Origin of the sequence: Rubrivivax sp. JA1055 (genome assembly GCF_020966565.1) — a bacterium.
Classification (GTDB): Bacteria; Pseudomonadota; Gammaproteobacteria; order Burkholderiales; family Burkholderiaceae_C; genus Rubrivivax; species Rubrivivax benzoatilyticus.
This window is the reverse complement of the sequence record NZ_JAJKFP010000007.1, coordinates 553,942-577,249: the sequence shown is the minus strand read 5'-3', so window position 1 is coordinate 577,249 and position 23,308 is coordinate 553,942. Positions and strand designations below refer to the sequence as shown.

At 70.8% G+C, this 23,308-nt stretch carries 22 protein-coding genes; 9 read left to right on the top strand and 13 right to left on the bottom strand.

What is annotated here, in order from left to right; all coding sequences use genetic code 11:
* Window positions 1-743 (top strand): succinate--CoA ligase subunit alpha (gene sucD / locus LOC65_RS19275; RefSeq protein ID WP_230248746.1); only part of this gene is annotated, 743 nt, incomplete at its 5' end.
* 51 nt (window positions 744-794) lie between these two features.
* Here the strand turns inward: sucD and LOC65_RS19270 are convergent.
* The 8 genes from LOC65_RS19270 to LOC65_RS19235 form a co-directional block, all read right to left on the bottom strand.
* Entirely contained in the window at window positions 795-1,709 is a 915-nt protein-coding gene (locus LOC65_RS19270) for an HDOD domain-containing protein (RefSeq protein WP_230248745.1), read from the bottom strand.
* Between the two features lie 10 nt (window positions 1,710-1,719).
* On the bottom strand, window positions 1,720-3,030 hold the full coding sequence (gene gltA, locus LOC65_RS19265) for a citrate synthase (protein ID WP_230248744.1): 1,311 nt from the start codon (window positions 3,028-3,030) through the stop codon (window positions 1,720-1,722).
* A gap of 19 nt (window positions 3,031-3,049) precedes the next feature.
* Window positions 3,050-3,331 (bottom strand): succinate dehydrogenase assembly factor 2, encoded by a 282-nt coding sequence (locus LOC65_RS19260; RefSeq protein WP_009857193.1) that lies wholly within the window; start codon window positions 3,329-3,331, stop codon window positions 3,050-3,052.
* A gap of 23 nt (window positions 3,332-3,354) precedes the next feature.
* On the bottom strand, window positions 3,355-4,059 hold the full coding sequence (locus LOC65_RS19255) for a succinate dehydrogenase iron-sulfur subunit (protein ID WP_009857194.1): 705 nt from the start codon (window positions 4,057-4,059) through the stop codon (window positions 3,355-3,357).
* Between the two features lie 15 nt (window positions 4,060-4,074).
* The gene (sdhA, locus tag LOC65_RS19250; RefSeq protein ID WP_164963266.1) at window positions 4,075-5,868 is read right to left on the bottom strand and encodes a succinate dehydrogenase flavoprotein subunit; all 1,794 of its coding nucleotides are present in this window, start codon (window positions 5,866-5,868) and stop codon (window positions 4,075-4,077) included.
* 2 nt (window positions 5,869-5,870) lie between these two features.
* Entirely contained in the window at window positions 5,871-6,233 is a 363-nt protein-coding gene (gene sdhD / locus LOC65_RS19245) for a succinate dehydrogenase, hydrophobic membrane anchor protein (RefSeq protein WP_009857196.1), read from the bottom strand.
* Between the two features lie 10 nt (window positions 6,234-6,243).
* Window positions 6,244-6,666 (bottom strand): succinate dehydrogenase, cytochrome b556 subunit, encoded by a 423-nt coding sequence (gene sdhC / locus LOC65_RS19240; RefSeq protein WP_009857197.1) that lies wholly within the window; start codon window positions 6,664-6,666, stop codon window positions 6,244-6,246.
* Window positions 6,667-6,762: 96 nt separating this feature from the next.
* Window positions 6,763-7,509, bottom strand: coding sequence for a GntR family transcriptional regulator (locus LOC65_RS19235; protein ID WP_009857198.1), 747 nt, complete (start codon window positions 7,507-7,509; stop codon window positions 6,763-6,765).
* A 96-nt stretch (window positions 7,510-7,605) separates the two neighbouring features.
* Here LOC65_RS19235 and LOC65_RS19230 point away from each other — a divergent pair, with 96 nt between their 5' ends.
* From LOC65_RS19230 to LOC65_RS19215, 4 genes are all read left to right on the top strand, one after another.
* On the top strand, window positions 7,606-8,592 hold the full coding sequence (locus tag LOC65_RS19230; protein WP_164963267.1) for a malate dehydrogenase: 987 nt from the start codon (window positions 7,606-7,608) through the stop codon (window positions 8,590-8,592).
* Window positions 8,593-8,690: 98 nt separating this feature from the next.
* Window positions 8,691-9,704 (top strand): CoA ester lyase, encoded by a 1,014-nt coding sequence (locus LOC65_RS19225; RefSeq protein WP_230248743.1) that lies wholly within the window; start codon window positions 8,691-8,693, stop codon window positions 9,702-9,704.
* Window positions 9,705-9,811: 107 nt separating this feature from the next.
* Window positions 9,812-12,403, top strand: a complete 2,592-nt coding sequence (gene acnB / locus LOC65_RS19220) for a bifunctional aconitate hydratase 2/2-methylisocitrate dehydratase (protein ID WP_230248742.1) — start codon at window positions 9,812-9,814, stop codon at window positions 12,401-12,403.
* Between the two features lie 291 nt (window positions 12,404-12,694).
* The gene (locus LOC65_RS19215) at window positions 12,695-15,031 is read left to right on the top strand and encodes a penicillin-binding protein 1A (RefSeq protein WP_230248741.1); all 2,337 of its coding nucleotides are present in this window, start codon (window positions 12,695-12,697) and stop codon (window positions 15,029-15,031) included.
* A 16-nt stretch (window positions 15,032-15,047) separates the two neighbouring features.
* On the opposite strand, the gene LOC65_RS19210 is transcribed toward LOC65_RS19215, so the two are convergent.
* From LOC65_RS19210 to LOC65_RS19200, 3 genes are all read right to left on the bottom strand, one after another.
* Complete coding sequence (locus LOC65_RS19210) at window positions 15,048-15,776, bottom strand: mobilization protein (RefSeq protein WP_009857203.1); 729 nt, start codon at window positions 15,774-15,776, stop codon at window positions 15,048-15,050.
* Between the two features lie 227 nt (window positions 15,777-16,003).
* Window positions 16,004-17,443 carry an exodeoxyribonuclease I gene (gene sbcB / locus LOC65_RS19205; RefSeq protein WP_029719077.1) on the bottom strand — a complete coding sequence of 480 codons (1,440 nt, stop codon included), beginning with the start codon at window positions 17,441-17,443 and terminating at the stop codon, window positions 16,004-16,006.
* 56 nt (window positions 17,444-17,499) lie between these two features.
* Window positions 17,500-18,213 carry a DUF6781 family protein gene (locus LOC65_RS19200; protein ID WP_230248740.1) on the bottom strand — a complete coding sequence of 238 codons (714 nt, stop codon included), beginning with the start codon at window positions 18,211-18,213 and terminating at the stop codon, window positions 17,500-17,502.
* A 145-nt stretch (window positions 18,214-18,358) separates the two neighbouring features.
* On the opposite strand from LOC65_RS19200, the gene LOC65_RS19195 reads away from it, so the two are divergent.
* From LOC65_RS19195 to LOC65_RS19180, 4 genes are all read left to right on the top strand, one after another.
* Entirely contained in the window at window positions 18,359-19,450 is a 1,092-nt protein-coding gene (locus LOC65_RS19195; RefSeq protein WP_029719078.1) for an Acg family FMN-binding oxidoreductase, read from the top strand.
* Window positions 19,451-19,556: 106 nt separating this feature from the next.
* Window positions 19,557-20,171, top strand: a complete 615-nt coding sequence (gstA, locus tag LOC65_RS19190; protein ID WP_009857207.1) for a glutathione transferase GstA — start codon at window positions 19,557-19,559, stop codon at window positions 20,169-20,171.
* A 272-nt stretch (window positions 20,172-20,443) separates the two neighbouring features.
* On the top strand, window positions 20,444-20,899 hold the full coding sequence (locus tag LOC65_RS19185) for a BLUF domain-containing protein (protein WP_037291058.1): 456 nt from the start codon (window positions 20,444-20,446) through the stop codon (window positions 20,897-20,899).
* Window positions 20,900-20,904: 5 nt separating this feature from the next.
* Window positions 20,905-21,624 (top strand): EAL domain-containing protein, encoded by a 720-nt coding sequence (locus LOC65_RS19180; protein WP_029719079.1) that lies wholly within the window; start codon window positions 20,905-20,907, stop codon window positions 21,622-21,624.
* A gap of 22 nt (window positions 21,625-21,646) precedes the next feature.
* On the opposite strand, the gene LOC65_RS19175 is transcribed toward LOC65_RS19180, so the two are convergent.
* Together LOC65_RS19175 and LOC65_RS19170 are read right to left on the bottom strand one after the other, a co-directional pair.
* The gene (locus LOC65_RS19175) at window positions 21,647-22,126 is read right to left on the bottom strand and encodes a DUF1648 domain-containing protein (RefSeq protein WP_050801754.1); all 480 of its coding nucleotides are present in this window, start codon (window positions 22,124-22,126) and stop codon (window positions 21,647-21,649) included.
* A 167-nt stretch (window positions 22,127-22,293) separates the two neighbouring features.
* Entirely contained in the window at window positions 22,294-23,280 is a 987-nt protein-coding gene (locus tag LOC65_RS19170) for a hypothetical protein (RefSeq protein ID WP_230248739.1), read from the bottom strand.
* Between the last annotated feature and the right edge of the window lie 28 nt (window positions 23,281-23,308).

Here is a 23,308-nt window from a genome sequence, read left to right as displayed (position 1 = left end):
TCGAGGGCATCCCGATCTACGCCAGCGTCAAGGAAGCGGCGGCGCAGACCGGCGCCACCGTCAGCGTGATCTACGTGCCGCCCGCGGGCGCCGCGGCGGCGATCTGGGAGGCGGTCGAGGCCGAGCTGGATCTGGCGATCTGCATCACCGAGGGCATCCCCATCAAGGACATGCTCGAGGTGCGCAACAGGATGAAGGCCAAGGAAGCCGCTGGCGGCAAGAAGACGCTGCTGCTGGGGCCGAACTGCCCGGGCACGATCACGCCCGAGGAGATCAAGATCGGCATCATGCCGGGCCACATTCACAAGAAGGGCCGCATCGGTGTCGTCAGCCGTTCGGGCACGCTGACCTACGAGGCGGTGGCGCAGCTCTCCGAACTCGGCATCGGCCAATCGAGCGCAGTCGGCATCGGCGGCGACCCGATCAACGGGCTCAAGCACATCGACGTGATGCGCCTGTTCAACGAGGACCCGGACACCGACGCGGTGATCATGATCGGCGAGATCGGCGGCCCCGACGAAGCCGACGCGGCGCGCTGGTGCAAGGAGCACATGAAGAAGCCGGTGGTCGGCTTCATCGCCGGTGTCACCGCGCCGGCGGGCAAGCGCATGGGTCACGCCGGCGCGCTGATCTCCGGCGGCGCCGACACGGCGGATGCCAAGCTGGCGATCATGGAGGAGTGCGGCTTCACGATCACGCGCAACCCGTCCGAGATGGGGCGGCTGCTGCAGAAGCTGATCTGAGCGGCACGCGCCGCCACTGAACGAGGCCCGGCACGTCCGGGCCTCGGTGTTTCAGGCCGTCTCGTCGCGCGCGCGTTCCAGCGCCGCCGGCATCGCCTGGCGCAGCACGACGGCCAGCGGATGCGGGCTGGTGGCCAAGGGGTGGCGCAGCGTGTCGGCACCCAGCTCGGCAAAAGCCGGCGTGATCGCCCAGCGCCGGGCGGCACGGCCGAAAAGCCGGTAGGCGCGGCGTTCGAGCGCGGCGCAGAAGGCTTCGCTCGGCGGCGCGGGCGCGGTGCCACCGCGGTCGAGCAGGTTCAGCGCTGCCGTCCAGCCGCTGTCGTGCAGCAGCCCGGTGAGGTAGGCGTCGAACACCGGCACGCCCTCGGCGCGCAGCGCGCACTCCGCGGCCAGCGCCTCGGAATGAGCCCACAGGCGGGCGCCGGCGCTGCGGCTCCAGGGGCCGGGCGCATGGTCGTAGATCGGCTTGAGCACGACGCGCGCGATGACCGTCTGCAGCCCCTGCACGCCGATCAGCGAGATCGATTGCTGCAGGTCGGCGGCCTCGCCACGGCCACGGTAGTAGGCGCTGCCGGCCAGCTTGAGCACCTCGGCGGTCAGCACGACGTCGCGCGAGACACGCTGCGCCATCGCCGGGACCGGCAGCTGGTCGCCCTGACGCAGCATCGCCAGCAGCTGCGGCACCAGCGCCGCAGCCCGCGGCAGCAGGTCCTCGGGCAGGCCGGGCTGGGCGAGCACCGCGTCGATGGCCTCCAGCGCCCGGACCTCGGCGGCGGTCGCCGGGCCGGCGGCCGGCGCCTCGGCACCGAGCAGCCAGCACAGCAGCGGTACCGGAGGCGCCGCGGGGGGCGCCTGGCCGATCGCGGCGGCAGGCGCCGCCGCATCGGGCCGCAGGGCCGGCACCGGGACTGCCGCACGCGTCGCCTCGCGGCGCCGCGGCGCGAACAGCCGGGCCAGCCAGCTCATCGCCGGTTCGTCAGCGTTGCGCGAGCGGCGGGACGTCGCGGCGCGGCGAACCGACGAAGAGCTGGCGCGGGCGGCCGATCTTGTACTCGGGGTCGCCGATCATCTCGTTGAGCTGGGCGATCCAGCCCACCGTGCGCGCCAGCGCGAAGATGGCGGTGAACAGCGAGACCGGGATGCCGATCGCGCGCTGCACGATGCCCGAGTAGAAGTCGACGTTCGGGTAGAGCTTGCGGGCGACGAAGTACTCGTCTTCCAGCGCGATCTTCTCGAGCGACATCGCGAGCTTGAACAGCGGGTCGTTCTCCAGGCCCAGCGCACCCAGCACCTCGTGGCAGGTCTCGCGCATCAGCTTGGCGCGCGGGTCGTAGTTCTTGTAGACCCGGTGGCCGAAGCCCATCAGCTTGACGGAGGAGTTCTTGTCCTTCACCTGCTTGATGAACTCGCCGATCTTCTCGACGCCGCCGTTGCGCTGGATGTCCTCCAGCATGTTCAGCGCCGCCTCGTTGGCGCCGCCGTGTGCCGGGCCCCAGAGGCAGGCCACGCCGGCGGCGATCGCCGCGAACGGGTTGGTGCCCGAACTGCCGCACAGGCGCACCGTCGAGGTCGAGGCGTTCTGCTCGTGGTCGGCGTGCAGGATGAAGATGCGGTCCATCGCGCGCACCAGCACCTCGTTGGGCTCGTAGTCCTCGCACGGCGTCGCGAACATCATGCGCATGAAGTTCCCGGCGTACGAGAGCTTGTTGCGCGGGTAGACGTAGGGCTGGCCCTCGCCGTACTTGTAGGCCATCGCGACCAGCGTCGGCATCTTGGCGATCAGGCGGATCGCCGCGATGTCGCGGTGCTTCGGGTTCGTGATGTCGGTGCTGTCGTGATAGAAGGCCGACAGCGCGCCGACGAGGCCCGTCAGCACCGCCATCGGGTGCGCGTCACGACGGAAGCCGCGCAGGAAGAACTGCATCTGCTCGTGCACCATCGTGTGCTCGGACACGAGCTTGTGGAAGTCCTTCTGCTTCTGCTCGTTCGGCAGCTCTCCGTAGAGCAGCAGGTAGCAGGTGTCGAGGAAGTCGCACTGCGTGGCGAGCTGCTCGATCGGATAGCCGCGGTACAGCAGCGCCCCCTTGTCACCGTCGATGTAGGTGATCGTCGACTGGCACGACGCGGTGCTCAGAAAGCCCGGGTCGTAGGTGAACTTGCCGGTCTGGCCGTAGAGCTTGCGGATGTCGATGACATCCGGGCCGATGCTGCCCTTGTACAGGGGCAGGTCGATGCTCGGGCTGCCGTCCGAGAACGACAGGGTGGCTTTCACGTCGGAGGGGGTCATGTCGAGGCCTTTCTTGAGCTCAGGCGGAAGCAGGGACGGTGGGACGGCGCAGTTGCGCCAGCACCTCGTGCACTTCAGGTCGATCCAGCTCGCCCTGCAGCTCACGACGGCCGAGCAGCAGGTCGAGCAGATCGTTGTCCGGCAGGTCCATCAGGGCCATCAGCCCCTGGGCCTGCCGCTTCGTGATCGTCGCCTCGTGATCACGGAAGAAACGTTCGACGAAGAGGTCGTTCTCCAGCAGGCCTCGGCGGCAGCGCCAGCGCAGCCGGCCGAGATCGGTGGGGTCCAGACGTTCGTCCATGAGCCGTAGTCGCTTTTCTTGTCTCAGATGGCGCGGCGGACCATCATTTCCTTGATCTTGGCGATCGCCTTCGTCGGGTTCAGCCCCTTCGGGCAGACGTCGACGCAGTTCATGATCGTGTGGCAGCGGTACAGGCGATACGGGTCCTCGAGGTTGTCGAGGCGCTCGCTGGTCGCCTGGTCGCGGCTGTCGGCGATGAAGCGGTAGGCCTGCAGCAGGCCGGCCGGGCCGACGAACTTGTCCGGGTTCCACCAGAAGCTCGGGCAGGCCGTCGAGCAGCTGGCGCACAGGATGCACTCGTACAGGCCGTTGAGCTCGTCGCGCTCCTCGGGCGACTGCAGCCGCTCGGTCTCGGGCGGGCGCTCGTCGTTGATCAGGTACGGCTTGATCGAGTGGTACTGCTTGAAGAAGTTCGTCATGTCCACGATCAGGTCGCGGATCACGGGCAGGCCCGGCAGCGGGCGCAGCACGACGGTGCCCGGCAGCGTGCGCATGTTGGTCAGGCACGCGAGGCCGTTCTTGCCGTTGATGTTCATCGCGTCGGACCCGCACACGCCTTCGCGGCAGCTGCGGCGGAAGCTGAGCGACGGGTCGACCGCCTTCAGCTTGATCAGCGCGTCCAGCAGCATGCGTTCGCTGCCGTCGAGCTCGACCTGCAGCGTCTGCATGTAGGGCTTGGCGTCCTTGTCCGGGTCGTAGCGGTAGATCTGGAACGTACGGAGCGTCATGTCGGAACCTGTGCCTTAGAACGAACGGACCTTGGGCGGAACGCTGTCGACGCTCAGCGGCTTGAGGTTGACCGGCTTGTATTGCAGCCGGCTGCCTTCGCTGAACCACAGCGTGTGCTTGAGCCACTCCTCGTCGTTGCGGCCGTTCGGGTGTTGCGGGGTGTCGCCGTAGTCGTTGACGGTGTGCGCGCCGCGGCTCTCGTGGCGGGCGGCGGCCGAGACGATCGTCGCCTGCGCGGCCTCGATCAGGTTGTCGACCTCCAGCGCCTCGATGCGCGCGGTGTTGAACACCTTGCTCTTGTCCTTCAGGCCGATGGCCTTCACACGCTCGGCGATGGCGGCGATCTTCGTCACGCCCTCGTCCATCACGGCCTGCGTGCGGAACACGCCGGCGTGCTGCTGCATCGTCTTGCGGATGTCGTTGGCGACGTCCTGGGCGTATTCGCCCGAGGTCGAGGCCTCCAGGCGCGCCAGGCGCTCGAGCGAGCGGTCGGCGGCGTCAGCCGGCAGGTCCTTGTGGTTGCGGCTGGCCAGCGCGCTGGCGACGATGTGGTTGCCGGCCGCGCGGCCGAAGACCAGCAGGTCCAGCAGCGAGTTCGTGCCCAGGCGGTTGGCGCCGTGCACGCTGACGCAGGAGCACTCGCCCACCGCGTAGAAGCCGTTGACCACCGCGTTGGGCGTGCCGTCCTTGGGCACCACGACCTGACCGTGGATGTTGGTCGGGATGCCGCCCATCTGGTAGTGGATCGTCGGCACCACGGGGATCGGCTCCTTCGTGATGTCGACGTTGGCGAAGTTGTGGCCGATCTCGTAGACCGAGGGCAGGCGCTTCAGGATCGTCTCGCCGCCCAGGTGGGTCATGTCGAGGTTGATGTAGTCCTTGTTCGGACCGCAGCCCCGGCCTTCCTTGATCTCCTGGTCCATGCAGCGCGAGACGAAGTCGCGCGGCGCGAGGTCCTTCAGCGTCGGCGCGTAGCGCTCCATGAAGCGCTCGCCGTTGGCGTTGCGCAGGATCGCGCCTTCGCCGCGGCAGCCTTCGGTCAGCAGCACGCCGGCGTTGTGCACGCCGGTCGGGTGGAACTGCCAGAACTCCATGTCCTGCAGCGGCACGCCGGCGCGTGCGGCCATGCCCAGGCCGTCACCGGTGTTGATGAAGGCGTTGGTGCTGGCGGCGTAGATGCGGCCGGCGCCGCCGGTCGCGAACAGCGTGCACTTGGCCTGCAGCACGTGGACTTCACCGGTCTCCATCTCGAGCGCGGTGACGCCGAGCACGTCGCCGTCGGCGTCGCGGATCAGGTCCAGCGCCATCCACTCGACGAAGAAGTTGGTGCGCGCCTTGACGTTCTGCTGGTACAGCGTGTGCAGCATCGCGTGGCCGGTGCGGTCGGCCGCGGCGCAGGCGCGCTGCACCGGCTTCTCGCCGTAGTTGGCGGTGTGGCCGCCGAACGGACGCTGGTAGATCGTGCCGTCCGGGTTGCGGTCGAACGGCATGCCGAAGTGCTCGAGCTCGTAGACGACCTTCGGCGCCTCGCGGCACATGAACTCGATCGCGTCCTGGTCGCCGAGCCAGTCGGAGCCCTTGACGGTGTCGTAGAAGTGGAAGTGCCAGTTGTCCTCGGACATGTTGCCGAGGCTGGCGCCGATGCCGCCCTGGGCCGCGACGGTGTGCGAACGCGTCGGGAACACCTTGGACAGCACGGCGACGTTGAGGCCGGCGCGGGCCAGTTGCAGCGAGGCGCGCATGCCGGAACCGCCGGCACCGACGATGACGACGTCGAACTTGCGCTTGGGAAGATGGGCGAGGGCCATCGTCAGAGTCTCCAGAGCACTTGCACGGCCCAGCCGGCGCAGCCGACGAGCCAGACGATGGACAGCACCTGCAGCGCCAGGCGGATGCCGGCGGGCCTGACGTAATCCATCCAGATGTCGCGGATGCCGATCCAGGCATGCCACGCGAGCGACACGATGACGACGAAGGTCAGGACCTTCATCCATTGCGCCGAGAAGATGCCGGCCCAGCGGTCGTAGCCGAGCGGGCCCGGCGCGAGCAGCTGCACCAGCAGCACGAAGGTGAACAGCGCGATCAGCGCCGCGGTGATGCGTTGCGCGAGCCAGTCGCGCGCACCGTAGTGAGCGCCGACGACGAGGCGCTCGGGACCGTAGTTCTTGGACATGGGAAAGACCTCAGTACAGGCCGAACAGCTTGGCGCCCAGCAAGGCGGTGAGCGGCAGGCTCAGCGCGAGCGTCACGATGGCCGAGGAGCGGCCGCTCTGCTTGGAGTAGGCGTGCGAGACGTCCATCCAGAGGTAGCGGATGCCGGCGATGAGGTGGTGCAGATAGGCCCAGATCAGCGCCAGCACGACGAGCTTCACCAGGAACGCGGGCACGAAGCCGACGCCGGCGACGAAGGCCGAGGTGAAGGTGTCGAACGAGATTTCGGAGGTCAGGCTGTTGTCGAACAGCCAGATGACGAAGGGCAGCAACACGAACATCAGGGCGCCGCTGATGCGGTGCAGGATCGACACGAAGCCGGCGAGCGGCAGCCGGTAGCTGGCGATCTGCGAGATGTGGATGTTGCGATAGACCGGGCGTTGGGTACTTGCCATGGGGGGTTGTCCTGTTTGTTCGCGCCGGCGTCGCTGCTTTGCGGCAACGCAAAGAGTCTAATTCCAGCGCGGCAGGCTTACACGGAACTGGGCGGTTCAGGAAAGCTCGTTGCGGTAGTGATGGGAAGACGTGTTGTAAAGCCCGCGCCGCAGTTCGACGGGCCGGTCTCCGTAGGTGAAGGACAAACGCTCGACCGACAGCAACGGCGCACCCAGGGGCATCGCCAAGGCTTCGGCCTCCTCCTGCGCCGCGCCGACGGCGCGGATCTTCTCTTCGGCCCGGATCATCCGGACCCCGAATTCGGTTTCGAACAGACGGTACATCGGCCCGCGCCATCCTTGCAGGCGCTCGATGCTCAATCCCTTGAACGGCGTGCCGGGCAGCCAGATGTCGTCGAGCACGACCGGCCGGCCGTCGGCCAGCAGCAGGCGGCGCAGTTGCACCGCGGTCTCGCCCGCCTTCAGGTCGAGCGCACGAGCGACGTCCTGCGGCGCACGCATGCGGCGGCAGTCCAGCAGCCGGCGCTGCATGCCGCCGGCGCCGCCGTCGTCGGGGCGCAGGCGCAGGAAGCGGTACTGCACACGCTCCTCGGCATGGGTGGCGACGAAGGTGCCCTTGCCCTGGCGGCGGATCAGCAGGTTCTCGGTGGCCAGTTCGTCGATCGCCTTGCGCACCGTGCCCTGGCTGACCTTGAAGCGCGCCGCCAGCTCCATCTCGCTGGGGATGGCGTCACCGGGCTTCCACTCACCGGTTTCGAGGCTGCGCACGAGCAGACCCTTGATCTGCTGGTACAACGGGCTGAAGGACGGGGTGGGGTCGGCGACCGGAGCGGCGTCGGGCATGGCTCGATTGTCTTACATAAGACATAAGAGTGGTGTCAGCGCCGTCGCTAAAATGTCCAGCGCCTCGACCAACACCCCATCCTGAGGAGCCTCCCCATGAGCAAGAAGCCCGTCCGCGTGGCCGTTACCGGCGCCGCCGGCCAGATCGGTTATGCCCTGCTGTTCCGTATCGCCTCGGGCGAGATGCTGGGCAAGGACCAGCCCGTCATCCTCCAGCTCCTCGAACTGCCGATCGAGAAGGCCCAGGAAGCGCTGCGCGGCGTGATGATGGAACTCGAGGACTGCGCCTTCCCGCTGCTGGCCGGCATGGAAGCCCATTCCGACCCGATGACCGCCTTCAAGGACACCGACTACGCGCTGCTCGTCGGCGCCCGTCCGCGCGGCCCCGGCATGGAGCGCGCCGACCTGCTCGCCGCCAACGCCCAGATCTTCACCGCCCAGGGCAAGGCGCTGAACGCCGTCGCCTCGCGTGACGTCAAGGTGCTGGTCGTCGGCAACCCGGCCAACACCAACGCCTACATCGCGATGAAGAGCGCGCCGGACCTCAAGCCCGGCAACTTCACCGCCATGCTGCGCCTGGACCACAACCGCGCCGCCAGCCAGATCGCCGCCAAGACCGGCAAGCCGGTCTCGGCGATCAAGAAGCTGGCCGTCTGGGGCAACCACAGCCCGACGATGTACGCCGACTACCGCTTCGCGACCATCGACGGCGCCTCGGTCAAGGACACGATCAACGACCAGGTCTGGAACAAGGACGTGTTCCTGCCGACCGTCGGCAAGCGCGGCGCGGCGATCATCGCCGCCCGAGGCGTGTCCTCGGCCGCCTCGGCCGCCAACGCCGCCATCGACCACATGCGCGACTGGGCCCTGGGCACCAACGGCGAATGGGTCACGATGGGCGTGCCCAGCAACGGCGAATACGGCATCCCGAAGGACGTCATGTTCGGCTTCCCGGTGACCTGCGAGAACGGCGAGTACAAGATCGTCGAAGGCCTGCCGATCGACGAGTTCTCGCAAGCCTGCATCGACAAGACGCTGGCCGAGCTCATCGGCGAGCGCGACGCCGTCCAGGACCTGCTCTGACGGCAGCGGCGGGCGCTTGCGCGGATCGCGCCGCGCCCCCAACAATCGACGGCGCCCGGCAACGGGCGCCGTTTTCGTTTCCCCGACCGGAAGACGCGATGACCGAGCTTGTCCACCCCCGCCAGGCGCTGTTCGACCCCGACGAGCTCGTCGCCCCGGCGCTGCCGGTCTGCGACCACTACAGCGGCGTCGAGGCGCGCATGAGGAAGAGCCTGGCGCTGCAGGCCGAGCTCGGCCCGATCTTCGACGTCACGCTCGACGGCGAGGACGGCGCGCCGGTCGGCGGCGAACTCGAGCACGCGGCGCTGATGGCCGAACTCGTCGCCGGGCCGGACAACCGCTACGGCCGCGTCGGCATCCGGCTGCAGGCCGTCGACCACCCGCGTTTCGAGCAGGTCGCCGAGCTCGTCGTCGGCCGCGTCGGCGCGCGCCTGGCCTATCTGATGATCCCCAAGCCGCGCGGCCTGGCCGACTTCGAGCGCGCCGCCGCCGTCGTCGACGAGGCCGCCCGCCGCCACGGCCTGGCGCGCACGATCCCGCTGCACGCGATGGTCGAGACCCACGGCGCGCTGCGCGAGGTGCAGGCGCTCGCCGCGCACCCGCGTGTCGAGTCGCTGTCCTTCGGGCTGATGGACTTCGTCTCGGCGCACCGCGGCGCGATCCCGCAGAGCGCGATGGGCGTCGAGGGCCAGTTCGAGCACCCGCTGGTCCTGCGCGCCAAGCTCGACATCGCCGCCGCCTGCCACGGCTGGGGCAAGGTGCCCTCGCACTGTGTCGTCACCGAGTTCAAGGACGAGAAGGCGATCGCCGCGGCCGCCGAGAAGGCCGCGCGACGGCTGGGCTACACACGCATGTGGAGCATCCACCCGTCGCAGATCCGGCCGATCGTCGACGCCTTCGCGCCGACCACCGCCGAAGTCGACCAGGCGATCGAGATCGTCTTCGCCGCCCAGGCCGCCGGCTGGGCGCCGATCCGCCACCGCGACACGCTGCACGACCGCGCCAGCTACCGCTACTTCTGGCAGGTGCTGGAGCGCGCCCACCAGACCTCCGCCCGCGACGGCGCGCAGTTGCCCGCCGAGGTGCGCCGCGCCTTCTTCGCCGATGCCTAAGCCGTCGATCCCCCCGATGCTCGCCTCAAGTCTTATATAAGACATAAAATACAGGAGGCGAGGCCGGGGGCCCGCCCCGAAACCCGCCCTGCCGCAGGAGAACGCCCGTGCTGACCGCCTACCGCCAACATGTCGCCGAACGCGCCGCGCTCGGCATCCCGCCGCTGCCGCTGGACGCCGCGCAGACCGCCGCGCTGATCGAGCTGATCCAGAACCCGCCCGCCGGCGAGGAAACCTTCCTGCTGGATCTGCTGACCCACCGCGTGCCGCCGGGCGTCGACGACGCCGCCAAGGTCAAGGCCTCGTTCCTGGCCGCCGTCGCGCACGGCGACCTGAAGGTCGGCCTCGTCTCCAAGGCCAAGGCCACCGAGCTGCTGGGCACGATGGTCGGCGGCTACAACGTGCATCCGCTGATCGAACTGCTGGACGACGCCGAGGTCGCCGATGTCGCCGCCGCGGGCCTGAAGAAGACCCTGCTGATGTTCGACTACTTCCACGACGTCGCCGAGAAGGCGCGCGCCGGCAACGCCCGGGCCAAGGAAGTCATCCAGTCCTGGGCCGACGCCGAGTGGTTCACCTCGCGCCCCGAGGTGCCGAAGTCGATCACCGTCAGCGTCTTCAAGGTGCCCGGCGAGACCAACACCGACGACCTGTCGCCGGCGCCCGACGCCTGGAGCCGCCCGGACATCCCGCTGCACTACCTGGCGATGCTGAAGAACACGCGCCCCGACGCGGCCTTCAAGCCCGAGGAAGACGGCAAGCGCGGCCCGATGATGTTCATCGACGAGCTGAAGGCCAAGGGCCACCTCGTGGCCTACGTCGGCGACGTCGTCGGCACCGGCTCGTCGCGCAAGAGCGCGACCAACAGCGTCATCTGGGCCACCGGCCAGGACATCCCGTTCGTGCCGAACAAACGTTTCGGCGGCGTCACGCTGGGCGGCAAGATCGCGCCGATCTTCTTCAACACCCAGGAAGACTCGGGTTCGCTGCCGATCGAGGTCGACGTCTCGAAGCTCGAGATGGGCGACGTCATCGAGGTCCTGCCCTACGACGGCAAGCTGCTGAAGAACGGCGAGACCGTCGCCGAGTTCCAGCTCAAGAGCGAGGTCCTGCTCGACGAGGTGCGTGCCGGCGGCCGCATCAACCTGATCATCGGCCGCTCGCTGACCGCCAAGGCGCGCGAGTTCCTCGGCTTGCCTGCGTCGACCACCTTCCGCCTGCCGGTCGCGCCGCAGGACAGCGGCCGCGGCTTCACGCTGGCGCAGAAGATGGTCGGCCGCGCCTGCGGCCTGCCCGAAGGCCAGGGCATCCGCCCGGGCACCTACTGCGAACCGCGCATGACCACCGTCGGCAGCCAGGACACCACCGGCCCGATGACGCGCGACGAGCTGAAGGACCTGGCCTGCCTGGGCTTCAGCGCCGACCTCGTGATGCAGAGCTTCTGCCACACCGCCGCCTACCCGAAGGCGGTGGACGTGAAGATGCACCGCGAGCTGCCGCAGTTCATCTCCAGCCGCGGCGGCGTCGCGCTGCGCCCGGGTGACGGCGTCATCCACAGCTGGCTGAACCGCCTGCTGCTGCCCGACACCGTCGGCACCGGCGGCGACAGCCACACGCGTTTCCCGATCGGCATCTCGTTCCCGGCGGGCTCGGGCCTGGTCGCCTTCGGCGCCGCCACCGGCGTGATGCCGCTGGACATGCCGGAGTCGGTGCTGGTGCGCTTCAAGGGCCAGATGCAGCCCGGCGTCACGCTGCGCGACCTGGTGCACGCGATCCCGCTGTACGCCATCAAGGCCGGCCTGCTGACCGTCGAGAAGAAGGGCAAGAAGAACATCTTCAGCGGCCGCGTGCTGGAGATCGAGGGTCTGCCGGACCTGAAGGTCGAACAGGCGTTCGAGCTCTCCGACGCCTCGGCCGAACGTTCCGCCGCCGGCTGCACGATCAAGCTCGACCAGGCACCGGTCATCGAGTACCTGAAGAGCAACGTCGTGCTGATGAAGAACATGATCGCCGACGGCTACCAGGACAAGCGCACGCTGGAGCGCCGCATCCAGGCCGTCGAGGCCTGGCTGGCGAATCCGCAGCTGCTGGAGGCCGACGCCGACGCCGAGTACGCCGCGGTCATCGAGATCGACCTCGCCGACATCAAGGAGCCGATCGTCTGCTGCCCGAACGACCCGGACGACGCCAAGTTCATGTCCGAGGTCTCCGGCACGAAGATCGACGAAGCCTTCATCGGCTCGTGCATGACCAACATCGGCCACTTCCGTGCCGCGGCCAAGCTGCTGGGCGGGGCGCGCGACATCCCGGTCAAGCTGTGGGTCGCGCCGCCGACCAAGATGGACCAGAACGAGCTCGTCAAGGAAGGCCACTACGCCACCTTCGGCACCGCCGGCGCGCGCACCGAGATGCCCGGCTGCAGCCTGTGCATGGGCAACCAGGCGCAGGTGAAGGAAGGCGCGACGGTGATGTCGACCTCGACACGCAACTTCCCCAACCGCCTGGGCAAGAACACCAACGTCTTCCTCGGCTCGGCCGAGCTGGCCGCGGTGTGCTCGCGCCTGGGCCGCATCCCGACGCTGGCCGAGTACCACGAGGCGATGGGCATCATCAACCAGGACGCCGCGAGCGTGTACCGCTACATGAACTTCGACCAGATCGCCGAATACGCGGAGACCGCGAAGACGGTCACGGTCTGAGCGCCGTACCACGCCAAACCCGAAGCCCGCCGCAACCGGCGGGCTTTTTTTCGTTTTCTCGGGGTCAGGTCTTGCCTTTTGCATCGCGGCCGTTCGAGGTGCCCGTGCCGCGGGCCGGGATGCAAAAGGCAAGACCTGACCCCACGGCATCGTGCGGTTTGCTACCCTCGCGCCTTTCGCCCCAACGCGCCGTCGCGCGGCCTGCCGCCGCGGCGCTCCCCGTGCCGTGATCCGTCCGCCTGCCGCCACCGGCCCCGCCCTGCCCGCCCGCGTCTCCGTTCCGAGGCCTTGATGTCGCCGCTGGTGAAGAAGATCGCGCTCGGCGCGGGCGCCGTCGTCGGCGCGCTGGTCCTGGTGTTCGTCATCGCCGTCGTCTGGTACTCGACGCGGCTGCCGTCGCTGGATGAGGTGCTGGACTACCGCCCGCGCCAGCACCTGCAGGTGTTCACCGCCGACGGCGTCGAGATCGCGCAGTTCGGCACCGAGCGCCGCGTCTTCGTGCCGATCGAGAAGGCACCGAAGCTGATGCAGGACGCGGTGCTGGCCGTCGAGGACTGGCGCTTCCGCGAACACGGCGGCATCAGCGGCCGCGCGCTGCTGCGTGCGCTGTGGGCCAACCTCAGCGGCGGCATGCCGCAGGGCGCGAGCACGATCACGCAGCAGGTCGCGCGCACCTTCTTCCTGTCGACCCGGCGCACGCCCGAACGCAAGATCAAGGAGGCGCTGCTGGCACTGGAGATCGAGCGGCGCCTGTCCAAGGACCAGATCCTCGAGCTCTACCTGAACCAGATCTACCTCGGCCAGCGCGCCTACGGCTTCGGCGCCGCGGCCCAGGTCTACTTCGGCAAGACGCTCGACCAGCTCGACGTCGCCGAGGCGGCGATGCTCGCCGGCCTGCCGCAGAACCCGGGTTACGCCAACCCGATCACCAACCTCGAACGCGCCAAGCGCCGCCAGGCCATCGTGCTGCAGCGCATGCTGGACACCGGCGTCATCGACGAGAAGGCCTACCGCCAGGCGCTGGACGAACCGCTGGCGGTGCGCAAGCCCGGCGAGGTCGAGGTGCACGCCGCGCACGTCGCCGAGATGGCGCGCCAGGCGGTCGTCGAGCGCATCGGCGACAAGGCCTACACCCAGGGCATCCGCGTCTACACCTCGCTGCACGCCGCCGACCAGGAGGCGGCGTACAAGGCGCTGCGCCGCGCGGTGCTGGCCCACGAGACGCGCCAGCCCTGGCGCGGCCCCGAAGGCCACGAGGACCTGCCCTCCGGCGGCGACCTCGAACGTGCCGCCGCCCAGGCGCTGCGTGACCACAACGACGACGAGGACCTGCGCGTGGCCGTCGTCACCGAAGCCAGCCCGAAGGAAGTGGTCGCGGTGCTGGCCAGCGGCGAGACGGTGCGCGTCACCGGCGCCGGCCTGCGCGCCGCGGCCCCGGGGCTGCAGCCCAAGGCCAAGGAGGCGCTGGCGATCACGCGGGGCTCGGTGATCCGGCTGGCCGGGCGCACGCGCGGCGAACGCACCGACTGGAGCATCGCCCAGTGGCCGCGCGCCGAAGGCGCTTTCGTCGCGCTCGACCCGAAGACCGGCCGCGTGCGCGCGCTGGTCGGCGGCTTCGACTTCGGCACCCAGCAGTTCAACCACGTGACGCAGGCCTGGCGCCAGCCGGGTTCGTCGTTCAAGCCCTTCCTGTACTCGGCGGCCTTCGAGGCCGGGCTGATGCCCGACACCGTCGTCGACGACGCGCCCTGGTCGGGCAGCGACGCCAACGGCAACCCCGGCGGCTGGGACCCGAAGAACTCCGACGGCCGCTACGACGGCCCGATCACGCTGCGCGAGGCGCTGACGCGGTCCAAGAACATGGTCAGCATCCGCGTCGTGCGCCAGCTGGGCATCGCCGAGGCGCTGCAGTGGACCGCCCGCTTCGGCTTCGACCCCAAGCGCCAGCCCGACAACCTGACGCTGGCGCTGGGCGCCGGCAGCACGACGCCGATGCAGCTCGCGTCGGCCTACGCGGTGTTCGCCAACGGCGGCTGGCGCGTCACCCCCACCGTCATCGAACGCATCACCGACGCCGACGGCAAGACGATCTGGCAGGCGCCACCGCCGCCCGCGCTGGACGAGGACTCGCGCGCCGTGCCGGCCCGCAACGTGTTCCTCGTCAACAGCCTGCTGAGCGACGTGACGCGCGCGGGCACTGCGGCACGTGCCCAGGCCAGTCTCAAGCGCCCGGACCTCTACGGCAAGACCGGCACGACGAACGACGCCGTCGACGCCTGGTTCGCCGGCTTCCAGCCGGGTGTCGTCGCGGTCGCCTGGATGGGCTACGACGAACCGCGCAGCCTGGGCAGCGGCGAGTCCGGCGGCGGCCTGGCGCTGCCGATGTGGATCGACGCGATGCAGGTCATGCTGCGCGGCGTGCCGGTGGCGACGCCCGAGCCGCCCGAAGGCGTGGTGCACGGCGCACAGGACTGGCGTTATGCCGAATGGGCCGAACACGCGCCGGTGGAGCGCCTGCTCGACGCCGCCGAAGCCGAACCGGCGGCACCGGCGGCATCGGCCGCCGCGTCGGCAGCGCCGCCGGCCGCGGCCGCGGCCTCCGTGCCGGGCTCGGCGGCGGCGCGCTGAGCGCCGGGGTCAGGGCTCAGGGCTCGACGCTGTCGAGCTGCCCGTAGGCGTGCGCCATCCAGAGCTTCAGGCGCTGGCGCTCCATCATGCCCAGGCCCGGGCCGTCGATCGTCGAGACGTTCTTCGCCGCCCAGAAGCTGGCGTTGCGGGCGTCGATCTTCTGCACCACGGCGTCGTGCAGCCGGCGCAGCGAGATCACCTTGGCGCCCAGGCCCAGCGCACGTTCGAGCTGACCTGAACGTTCGAGCTGGCCGAAGTCGTCGCCGCGCAGCTCGTTCTTCACGATCACGTACTGCACACGCTGGCCGAAACGCTCCAGCAGCCGCGCCAGCAGGTCGACCGAGTCGCGGCCGCTGTCCATCACGTGCCAGGCGTGGAGCGCGATGCCCGACAGGTCGGCCATGTCGAGCACGCCGGATTCGTCCATCCAGCGCACCAGCGGCTCCTGGGTCTGCGCCGCCAGATCGACCAGCACACGCCGGCCGGGCTGCTCGACGGCGGTCTCGACGATGCGGTCCAGCGCCTCGTAGCGGTCGATCAGCGCCGGCGAGGCGAACTCGGCATAGAAGCGCAGCAGCGCGCCGTGCGAGCGGTCGGTGTCGAAGCCGACGAACGGCAGTTCGTGGTCGATGAAGTACTGCGCCAGCAGCCGCGAGACCATCGACTTGCCGACGCCGCCCTTCTCGCCGCCGATGAGGTGGATCTTCGAGACCTGTTGGGTCTGCAGGGTGGGCACGTCTTCCATGCCACCGATTGTGCCGCCGGGCCTGCCGCGGCACGATGTTTCGGGGTGAAACGGCGGCGGGTGGCGGGGTCAGGTCTTGTGAGACCTGACCCCAGGCTTCCGCGGCTGACGGCGGGGTCAGGTCTTGGGCGGGAGGGGTCAGGCGGGAGGGGTCAGGTCTTGTGAGACCTGACCCCAGACTTCTGACCCCAGACTTCCGGACTTCGCCGATCCTCGCCGTCGCAGCCTCAGTCCGGCGCCACCTGCTCCGCCCAGTCGTACAGCGCCTCCAGGATCGACTGCGCGCGCTCGTCGTCGCGCTCGGCGGCGGCCTCGGCCAGCTCGTCGATGCGCTCGGCATAGGCCTGCAGCGTCAGCACGCCGCCGGCGCCGGCTATCAGGCGCGCGTGGCGGTGCGCCGCCCAGCGCTCGCGCTCGTCGGCGTCCAGCGTGTCGGCGAAGTTTCGCGCGCGGTAGCGGAACAGCAGCTCGTCCAGCCGCGGGTCGTCGAAAGCCGGGCGGCGCGAGGCCAGCGCCGCGCCGTCCAGCCCGCGCAGGCGCTGCAGCTGGCGCCGGTCCTCGTCGCCGAGGAAGCCGCCGTACAGGTCTTCGTCGACGTCCACCGGCCCGCCAGCCGCCGGTTTCACGAAGACCTGGGCCCACAGCGGCTCCAGCGTGCGGCCCAGCGCAGCGGCGCGCTCGGCATGCACCAGCGCGCGCTCCAGGTCCAGGCCCCAGCGCTCGCGCGCCGGGCCCAGCGTCTTCAGGTTGCCGATGACGACCGGCGACTTGTTCAGGTGGACGGTCTTGATCGGCAGCCGGGTCTCGCCGGCGGCGGCCAGTTCCTCGGTCTTGGTGTACATCCGCCGGCGCACCGTCTCGGCGTCCAGCGACGCCAGTTCGGCCGGGTCCTGCGCCAGGTCCCAGACGATCAGCTCGTTGCGGTTCGTCGGGTGCGGCGCCAGCGGCCAGACGACGGCCATGCAGCCGTTCTCGACGCCGTACATGCCCGACAGGTGCAGGAAGGGCCGGCCGACGCCGATCTCGGTGCGCACCGCGTCCTTGTGGCGCAGCTTCAGGCAGAAGTCCCAGAGCCGCGGCTGGCGCTGGCGGATCAGCCGCGCCAGCGCGATCGTCGCGCGCACGTCGGACAGCGCATCGTGCGCCGCCTCGTGCGCCAGGCCGTTGGCCGCCGTCAGGTGCTCGAGCTTGAACGAGGGCCGGCCGTCCTCGTGCTTGGGCCACTCGATGCCCTCGGGGCGCAGCGCCCAGCAGCAGCGCACGACGTCCAGCAGGTCCCAGCGGCCGCAGCCGTTCTGCCATTCGCGCGCGTAGGGGTCGATCAGGTTGCGCCAGAAGAGGAAGCGCGTGACCTCGTCGTCGAAGCGGATGCTGTTGTAGCCGACGCCGATCGTGCCGGGCGCGGCCAGCGCGGCCTCGATGCGCGCGGCGAACTCGCGCTCGGCGACACCTTCGGCCAGCGCCTGCTGCGGCAGGATGCCGGTCAGCAGGCAGCTCTCGGGGTCGGGCAGCGTGTCGGTCGGCGGCTGGCAGAACCACATCGCCGGCGCGCCGATCTCGTTGAGTTCGGCGTCGGTGCGGATGCCGGCGAACTGCGCCGGCCGGTCGCGCCGCGGCACGCGGCCGAAGGTCTCGTAGTCGTGCCAGAAGAAGGTGGTCTCAGCCATCGCGGGACGATAGCGCATCGCCTGCGCCGGGGTGCCCACGGCGCCCCGGCGGCCGCTCAGGCCGTGCGCTTGCGCGCCGCGGTCTTGCGTGCCGGCGCCTCGGCCGCCGGCGGGGTGGCCGGCGCCGCCTGCAGCGCCTCGGCCAGGCCGATCAGCACGCCGCTGACCATCGCCGTGTAGCTGTCGGCCAGCGCCTGCGCGGCGCGCACCGAGGCGTGGCGCGTCGTGCGCATCGCGGCCTGCATCTGCTCGGCGATCTGCTCGGCGGTCAGCGAGGCCTGCACGCCCGACAGCGTGCCGCCGGCCTGCAGCCGTTCGAGCACCGGCCCCCAGGCCGCGGCGACACCGCCGCCGCTGCCGGCGGCGCTCTTCTTCAACGCCGCGAACAGCGTGTCCTCCATCTTGTCGAGGTCGTCCAGCGCCTTCTGCAGATGCTTCTCGCGCAGGTCGGCGCCCTGCTGCACCAGGCGCTGCAGCGCGACGCGGTTGGCTTCCACGGCCTTCAGCACCGCGGCGTCGAGCCCGGCGACGGCGCTGTCGAGCAGCGCCGTCGGGTCGACGCCGGCCCCCGTGTTGCGCGCCACGCCGAGGCTGGCGGCGTCGCCGACGGCCTTGACCGTCGCACGCAGATTCTTCAGCGTCAGCTCGCGGCCCTGCAGCGCGGTCAACGCGGTCTGCGTCACCGCCTGGCGCAGCTGTTCGCCCTGCTGGGCGGTGGCGGTCTCGAACATCGCGATCAGCGCTTCGGCGTCGAACATCGGCTTGGCCATCGTCTGCTCCTGTGGTGGAGCGCCGATGCTGGCACCGGCCAACGGCAGCGGCAAGACGGGGCGACACGCGGGCGCTGACGCGGCTCAAGCGCCCGGCCGGGGGCGCGGCCTAAGGTCACCGACGAAACCGCTGCGGGAGGGTGCGATGCCGACTCGTCGACGCGTGATGACCTACGGCGCGCTGCTGGCCGGCGGCGCCCCGCTCGCCGGCTGCGACGACGGCGACGTGCAGCAGGCCACGGCGCTGCTGCAGCGCCGCCTGGCACTGCCCGGCAGCGTCGACGGCCACGAGCGCCTGCGCGCGCTGGTGCACGCGGCGACGCTGGCCCCTTCCAGCCACAACACGCAGTGCTGGCGCTTCGTGCTCGGCCGCGACTCGATCCGCATCGAGCCCGACTTCACGCGGCGCTGCCCCGCCGTCGACCCCGACGACCACCACCTCTTCGTCTCGCTGGGCTGCGCCACCGAGAACCTGGTGCTGGCCGCGCTCGCGCACGGGCTGCAGGCCGAGCCGCAGGTCGGCCGCGACGGGCGGATCGAGGTGGCGCTGGCGCCGACACGGCCGCAGCTCGCCACGCGTTATGCCGCCATCCCGCAGCGCCAGACCACCCGCGGCCCGTTCGACGGCCATCCGCTGCCCGCCGCCACCTGGCGCCAGCTGGAGGACGCCGCGGCCGGCAACGGCGTGAACACGCACCTGGTCAGCGACACCGCGGGCCTCGAACGCCTGCTCGACGCCGTGGCCGCCGGCCACCGCGCGCAGTTCTCCGACGCCGCCTTCGTCGACGAGCTGGTGCAGTGGCTGCGGTTCGACGCCGACGAAGCCGCGGCCAGCGGCGACGGGCTGTTCGTCGGCTGCAGCGGCCGCCCCAGCCTGCCGCCCTGGCTGGCGCGGCGGCTGGTGCGCCGTTTCCTCGGTGCCAGAGCCGAGACCGACCTCGCCGCCGAACAGCTGCGCAGCAGCGCCGGCGTGCTGATCCTCGCCTCCGACGCCGCGGCGGGGCCGGCGGGCTGGGTCGGCGTCGGCCGCGCGTTCCAGCGCCTGGCACTGGAGGCCACCGCCGCCGGGCTGCAACTCTCGCTGCTGAACCCTCCGGTGGAGGTGGCCGCGCTGCGCGCGCCCTTCGCCGCGGCCTTCGGGCTGGGCACGCTGCGGCCGGACCTGGTGGTGCGCATCGGCCGCGGCGAGCGCCTGCCCGACTCGCTGCGCCGGCCGCCGGCCGCCGTCCTGGCCTGACACGGACCCGGCGCGTGCAGCGTTTTCGAATCCGGCATTCAATCGCGCCGTCACGATGCCGCCGCGCGCCGCGGCAGCATCGGCATCCCCTTCAGACGGAGACCCCATGAAGCTCTACTACAGCCCCGGCGCGTGTTCGCTGTCGCCGCACATCGTGCTGCTCGAGTCCGGCCTGCCCTTCCAGGCGGTGATGGCCAGCACCAAGACCCACCGCCTGGCCGACGGCACCGACTTCTACACGATCAACCCCAAGGGCTACGTGCCGCTGCTCGAGCTCGACAGCGGCGAGCGCCTCAGCGAAGGCCCGGCCATCGTGCAGTGGATCGCCGACCAGGTGCCCGAGAAGAAGCTCGCGCCGCCGGCCGGCACGATGGCGCGCTACCGCCTCGTCGAGTGGCTGAACTTCATCTCGACCGAACTGCACAAGGGCTTCTCGCCGCTGTTCACGCCGGGCATGCCCGAAGAAGCCAAGGCGCTGTTCCGCAGCAAGCTCGGCGACCGTTTCGCCCACGTCGACGCGGCGCTGGCGGACAAGCCCCACCTGCTCGGCGAGGACTTCAGCGTCGCCGACGCCTACCTCTTCGTCGTCAGCGGCTGGGCGCGCCTGGTCGGCGTCGACCTGTCGCGCTTCACCCATCTGGCGCGCTTCATCGAGCGTGTCGGCGCGCGCCCGGCGGTGCAGCAGGCGATGCGCGCCGAAGGCCTGATCAAGGGCGGCTGAAGCCGCGACAGGCCTCGTCGCGGCGCGCATCCGGCCCGGCGGCGCCGGCCCACGCCCCGGCTTGTGCAATGTCAAGGCAAACGAAGTGGACCCGAAATCCGGTGCTTCACCGCATGACAGAAGGCAAGACCGCGGGAACAATGGCCGCAACCTGTTCGCATCGAGTGGCGAGCGGGGACGGCGTCGAGCTGTCGGCCGCGGCGGCCCGCAACGGGGCCGCCAGCGTCCGGGCGCCGCAGGCGCGGCCCTCCGCGCCGACCGGAGACGAGCCGATGACCCATTTGACGCACTGCATCTACGCCAGCGCCGCCTGCCAACCTTTCGACGGCGCGGCCTTGCGCGGCCTGCTCGAGAACTCTCGCGCCCACAACGAGCAGGCCGGCATCACCGGCATGCTGCTCTACGCCGACGGCAGCTTCTTCCAGGTCATCGAGGGCCCGGCCGAGGCGGTGAGCGCGCTGTTCGCGCGCATCGCCGCCGACCCGCGCCACGAGCAGGTCACACGCATCATCGAGGAGCCGATCGCGCGCCGCCGGTTCGCCGACTGGTCGATGGGCTTCCCCGGCGTCTGCGACGACCTGTCGGCACTGCCCGGCTTCAACGACTTCTTCGGCCACGGCGGCTGCCTCGCGCGGCTGGACGTCGGCCGCGCGCGCAAGCTGCTGGAGGCGTTCGGCGCCGGGCGCTGGCGCCAGCGCCTGTCGGACTTCGCCCCGCTGGCCGCCTGAGCGCCGTGCCCGAGGCGATGGCGACGCCACCGTTCAGCTACGCGTTCCAGCCCATCATCGACGCGGTCGAGCGCCGCGTCGTGTCGTACGAGGCGCTGGTGCGCGGCCCGGGCGGCGAGCCGGCGGCCGAGGTGCTGGGACGGGTGCCCGAAGCGCAGCTCGCCGCGTTCGACCGCCTCAGCCGCGCCCATGCGCTGGCACTGGCCGCGCAGCTCGGCCTGCCCTGCCTGCTGAACCTCAACCTGCTGCCGCACGGCCTGCTGGCCGACGGCGACGCGATCGACGCCACGCTGCGCGCCGCACGCGACGCCGGCCTGCCGCCCGAGCGCCTGGTCTTCGAGATCACCGAGAGCGACGCCATCGCCGACCGCGCCGCGTTCGCCGCGCTGGTCAACCGCCACAAGAGCGACGGCCTGCTGCTGGCCATCGACGACTTCGGCGCCGGCCAGTCGGGGCTCAACCTGCTGGCCGACTTCCAGCCCGACATGATCAAGGTCGACCGCCACCTGATCCACGGCGTCGACGCCCACGGCCCGCGCCAGGCCATCCTGCGCGGCCTGCTGCTGACCTGCGAGCTGCTGGGCATCGACGTCGTCGCCGAAGGCGTCGAGTCGGCCGCCGACTACCGCTGGCTGCGCGCCCGCGGCGTGCGCCTGTTCCAGGGTTATCTGTTCGCGCGGCCGGGTTTCGAGACGCTGCCGCAGCCGACGCTGCCCGAAGGCTGAGCCGCGCGGCCGGCGCTGCCGCTCAGCGGCGGCTGAAGCGCCGGTGCAGGCGCAGCGTCCACAGCCCGAGAAAGACCATGTAGGCGGCCAGCGCCGACCACAGCGCGCTGCCCGCCAGCGTGCGCTCGGGGTCGTGGTTGGCCTGGACGACCAGGCCGTACAGGCCGGCCAGGAAGGCCGTCGTCACGAGGCTGAACACCGCGGCGTGCTGCTGCAGCCAGCGCCGCGTCGCGGCGCGCGCGGCCTGCGCCGGCATGACGTCGGGACTCGGCAGCGCCACCCGGGCCGCCCCCAGGCCGCGCAGCTGCATCCACCAGGTCAGCAGCGGCACGCCGCCGACCAGCGTGGCCATCAGCGTGACGAATACCGGCCGCGGCAGGTGGCCGTCGGGCCGGCCCGAGGCGTCGAAGTGCGAGGCCACCACGTCCGGCAGCCCGGCGCCGAGCGCCAGCACGAAGGCCACCCCGAGGGCGGAACCGGCGAGAACGAGGAGTCCGGGCATGGCGGCGTCGACGGCAAGGCGGGGACAGCGCGATGGCGCGGAGTCGGCGGGCACTGGCGACAGAGGCGGGCACGCCGGGCGGGTGCAGGCGTTCTATCACGCGGGGGTCACGCGGCGGTCATACGGCGCCGCCGGCGCATCCGGAGTCGAGGTGACGTCGCGGCCGTTCAGCGCCCGCTGCAGGCCGTGCCCCGGCACTGGAGCGTGTTGAAGTCGTAGATCGTCGAGTGGCCGGCGTTGCCCTCCGGGCGCGGCACGCCGACGGGCACCAGCAAGGTGGCGGCGTGGGCGCCGAACAGCCCGGCGGGCAGCGTGAACGGCTTGAGCACGACGTAGGCGTTGTGCAGCGACGGCCGCGGCGGCCGCGGCACGCCCTGGCCGGCCACCGGCGGAAGGTCGCGCGGCGGGCTGCTGCGCATCACCGCGTCGGCCCAGGCGTCGGCGTCCGCGGCGGTGGCCCGGCGCAGCACGCCGCGGCGAACCGCGTCCTCCAGGCCCGCCGGGCCGGCCAGCGGCGCGCCGGGGTCGCGGAACGAGGCCGGCGCCACCTCCGGCGAGGTGAGCAGGCGCGTGCCGGCACGCAGCGCGTCGCCGACCACCACACGCCCGTTCTCCGCCGGGAACACCATCTCGACCGGCCGGCCGAACACGCGCCGCGCCATCGGGTTCAGCGCCGCCAGGTTGTCGGAGCCGATGTAGAAGTAGCCGCAGGGGCCGCGGTTGTCGTAGGAGCTGTTGAGCTGCGGCACCTGCGCCTGCAGCCCGGCGACCGCCTGGCGGTGGTAGCCGCTGACGAGCACCGCGAGGATGCGGGTGCCGGGCGACCAGCCGATGTTCCAGATCGTCGGCTCGTAGGCCCCCAGCATCAGCACCACCGGCCGCGCGGGGCTGTTGACCGCGACGTCGATCTGCGTGCCCTCGTGGCCGCTCTGGTCGATCTGGAACGCCAGCTTGCGGCCGCTGTAGGCCCCGGCTGCGAAGACGGCGACGTTCTCCGGCAGCTGCAGCCCGGCCAGGGCGCACACGGGCCGGGCGGCGGCAGACGCCGCCGGCTCGGCCTCGGGCGAAAACTCGAAGGGCTGCAGCCCGGCCGCGCCGGCGCAGCCGGCGACGAACGAGGACAGCGCGAGCGCGGCAAGGGATCTCGGGAACATGGCGGGCATCGGCAGACGCATCGGCAGA

What these genes read in the sequence shown, in the direction of transcription:
- LOC65_RS19185 (WP_037291058.1), top strand. Translation starts at nt 20,444, where the DNA reads ATGACCCATTTGACGCACTGCATCTACGCCAGCGCCGCCTGCCAACCT.
- LOC65_RS19210 (WP_009857203.1), bottom strand. Translation starts at nt 15,776, where the DNA reads ATGGAAGACGTGCCCACCCTGCAGACCCAACAGGTCTCGAAGATCCAC.
- LOC65_RS19260 (WP_009857193.1), bottom strand. Translation starts at nt 3,331, where the DNA reads ATGGACGAACGTCTGGACCCCACCGATCTCGGCCGGCTGCGCTGGCGC.
- gltA (WP_230248744.1), bottom strand. Translation starts at nt 3,030, where the DNA reads ATGACCCCCTCCGACGTGAAAGCCACCCTGTCGTTCTCGGACGGCAGC.
- sbcB (WP_029719077.1), bottom strand. Translation starts at nt 17,443, where the DNA reads ATGGCTGAGACCACCTTCTTCTGGCACGACTACGAGACCTTCGGCCGC.
- LOC65_RS19175 (WP_050801754.1), bottom strand. Translation starts at nt 22,126, where the DNA reads ATGCCCGGACTCCTCGTTCTCGCCGGTTCCGCCCTCGGGGTGGCCTTC.
- sdhA (WP_164963266.1), bottom strand. Translation starts at nt 5,868, where the DNA reads ATGGCCCTCGCCCATCTTCCCAAGCGCAAGTTCGACGTCGTCATCGTC.
- LOC65_RS19215 (WP_230248741.1), top strand. Translation starts at nt 12,695, where the DNA reads ATGTCGCCGCTGGTGAAGAAGATCGCGCTCGGCGCGGGCGCCGTCGTC.
- LOC65_RS19255 (WP_009857194.1), bottom strand. Translation starts at nt 4,059, where the DNA reads ATGACGCTCCGTACGTTCCAGATCTACCGCTACGACCCGGACAAGGAC.
- LOC65_RS19270 (WP_230248745.1), bottom strand. Translation starts at nt 1,709, where the DNA reads ATGAGCTGGCTGGCCCGGCTGTTCGCGCCGCGGCGCCGCGAGGCGACG.
- LOC65_RS19230 (WP_164963267.1), top strand. Translation starts at nt 7,606, where the DNA reads ATGAGCAAGAAGCCCGTCCGCGTGGCCGTTACCGGCGCCGCCGGCCAG.
- LOC65_RS19195 (WP_029719078.1), top strand. Translation starts at nt 18,359, where the DNA reads ATGCCGACTCGTCGACGCGTGATGACCTACGGCGCGCTGCTGGCCGGC.
- gstA (WP_009857207.1), top strand. Translation starts at nt 19,557, where the DNA reads ATGAAGCTCTACTACAGCCCCGGCGCGTGTTCGCTGTCGCCGCACATC.
- LOC65_RS19170 (WP_230248739.1), bottom strand. Translation starts at nt 23,280, where the DNA reads ATGTTCCCGAGATCCCTTGCCGCGCTCGCGCTGTCCTCGTTCGTCGCC.
- LOC65_RS19225 (WP_230248743.1), top strand. Translation starts at nt 8,691, where the DNA reads ATGACCGAGCTTGTCCACCCCCGCCAGGCGCTGTTCGACCCCGACGAG.
- sdhC (WP_009857197.1), bottom strand. Translation starts at nt 6,666, where the DNA reads ATGGCAAGTACCCAACGCCCGGTCTATCGCAACATCCACATCTCGCAG.
- sdhD (WP_009857196.1), bottom strand. Translation starts at nt 6,233, where the DNA reads ATGTCCAAGAACTACGGTCCCGAGCGCCTCGTCGTCGGCGCTCACTAC.
- LOC65_RS19235 (WP_009857198.1), bottom strand. Translation starts at nt 7,509, where the DNA reads ATGCCCGACGCCGCTCCGGTCGCCGACCCCACCCCGTCCTTCAGCCCG.
- LOC65_RS19200 (WP_230248740.1), bottom strand. Translation starts at nt 18,213, where the DNA reads ATGGCCAAGCCGATGTTCGACGCCGAAGCGCTGATCGCGATGTTCGAG.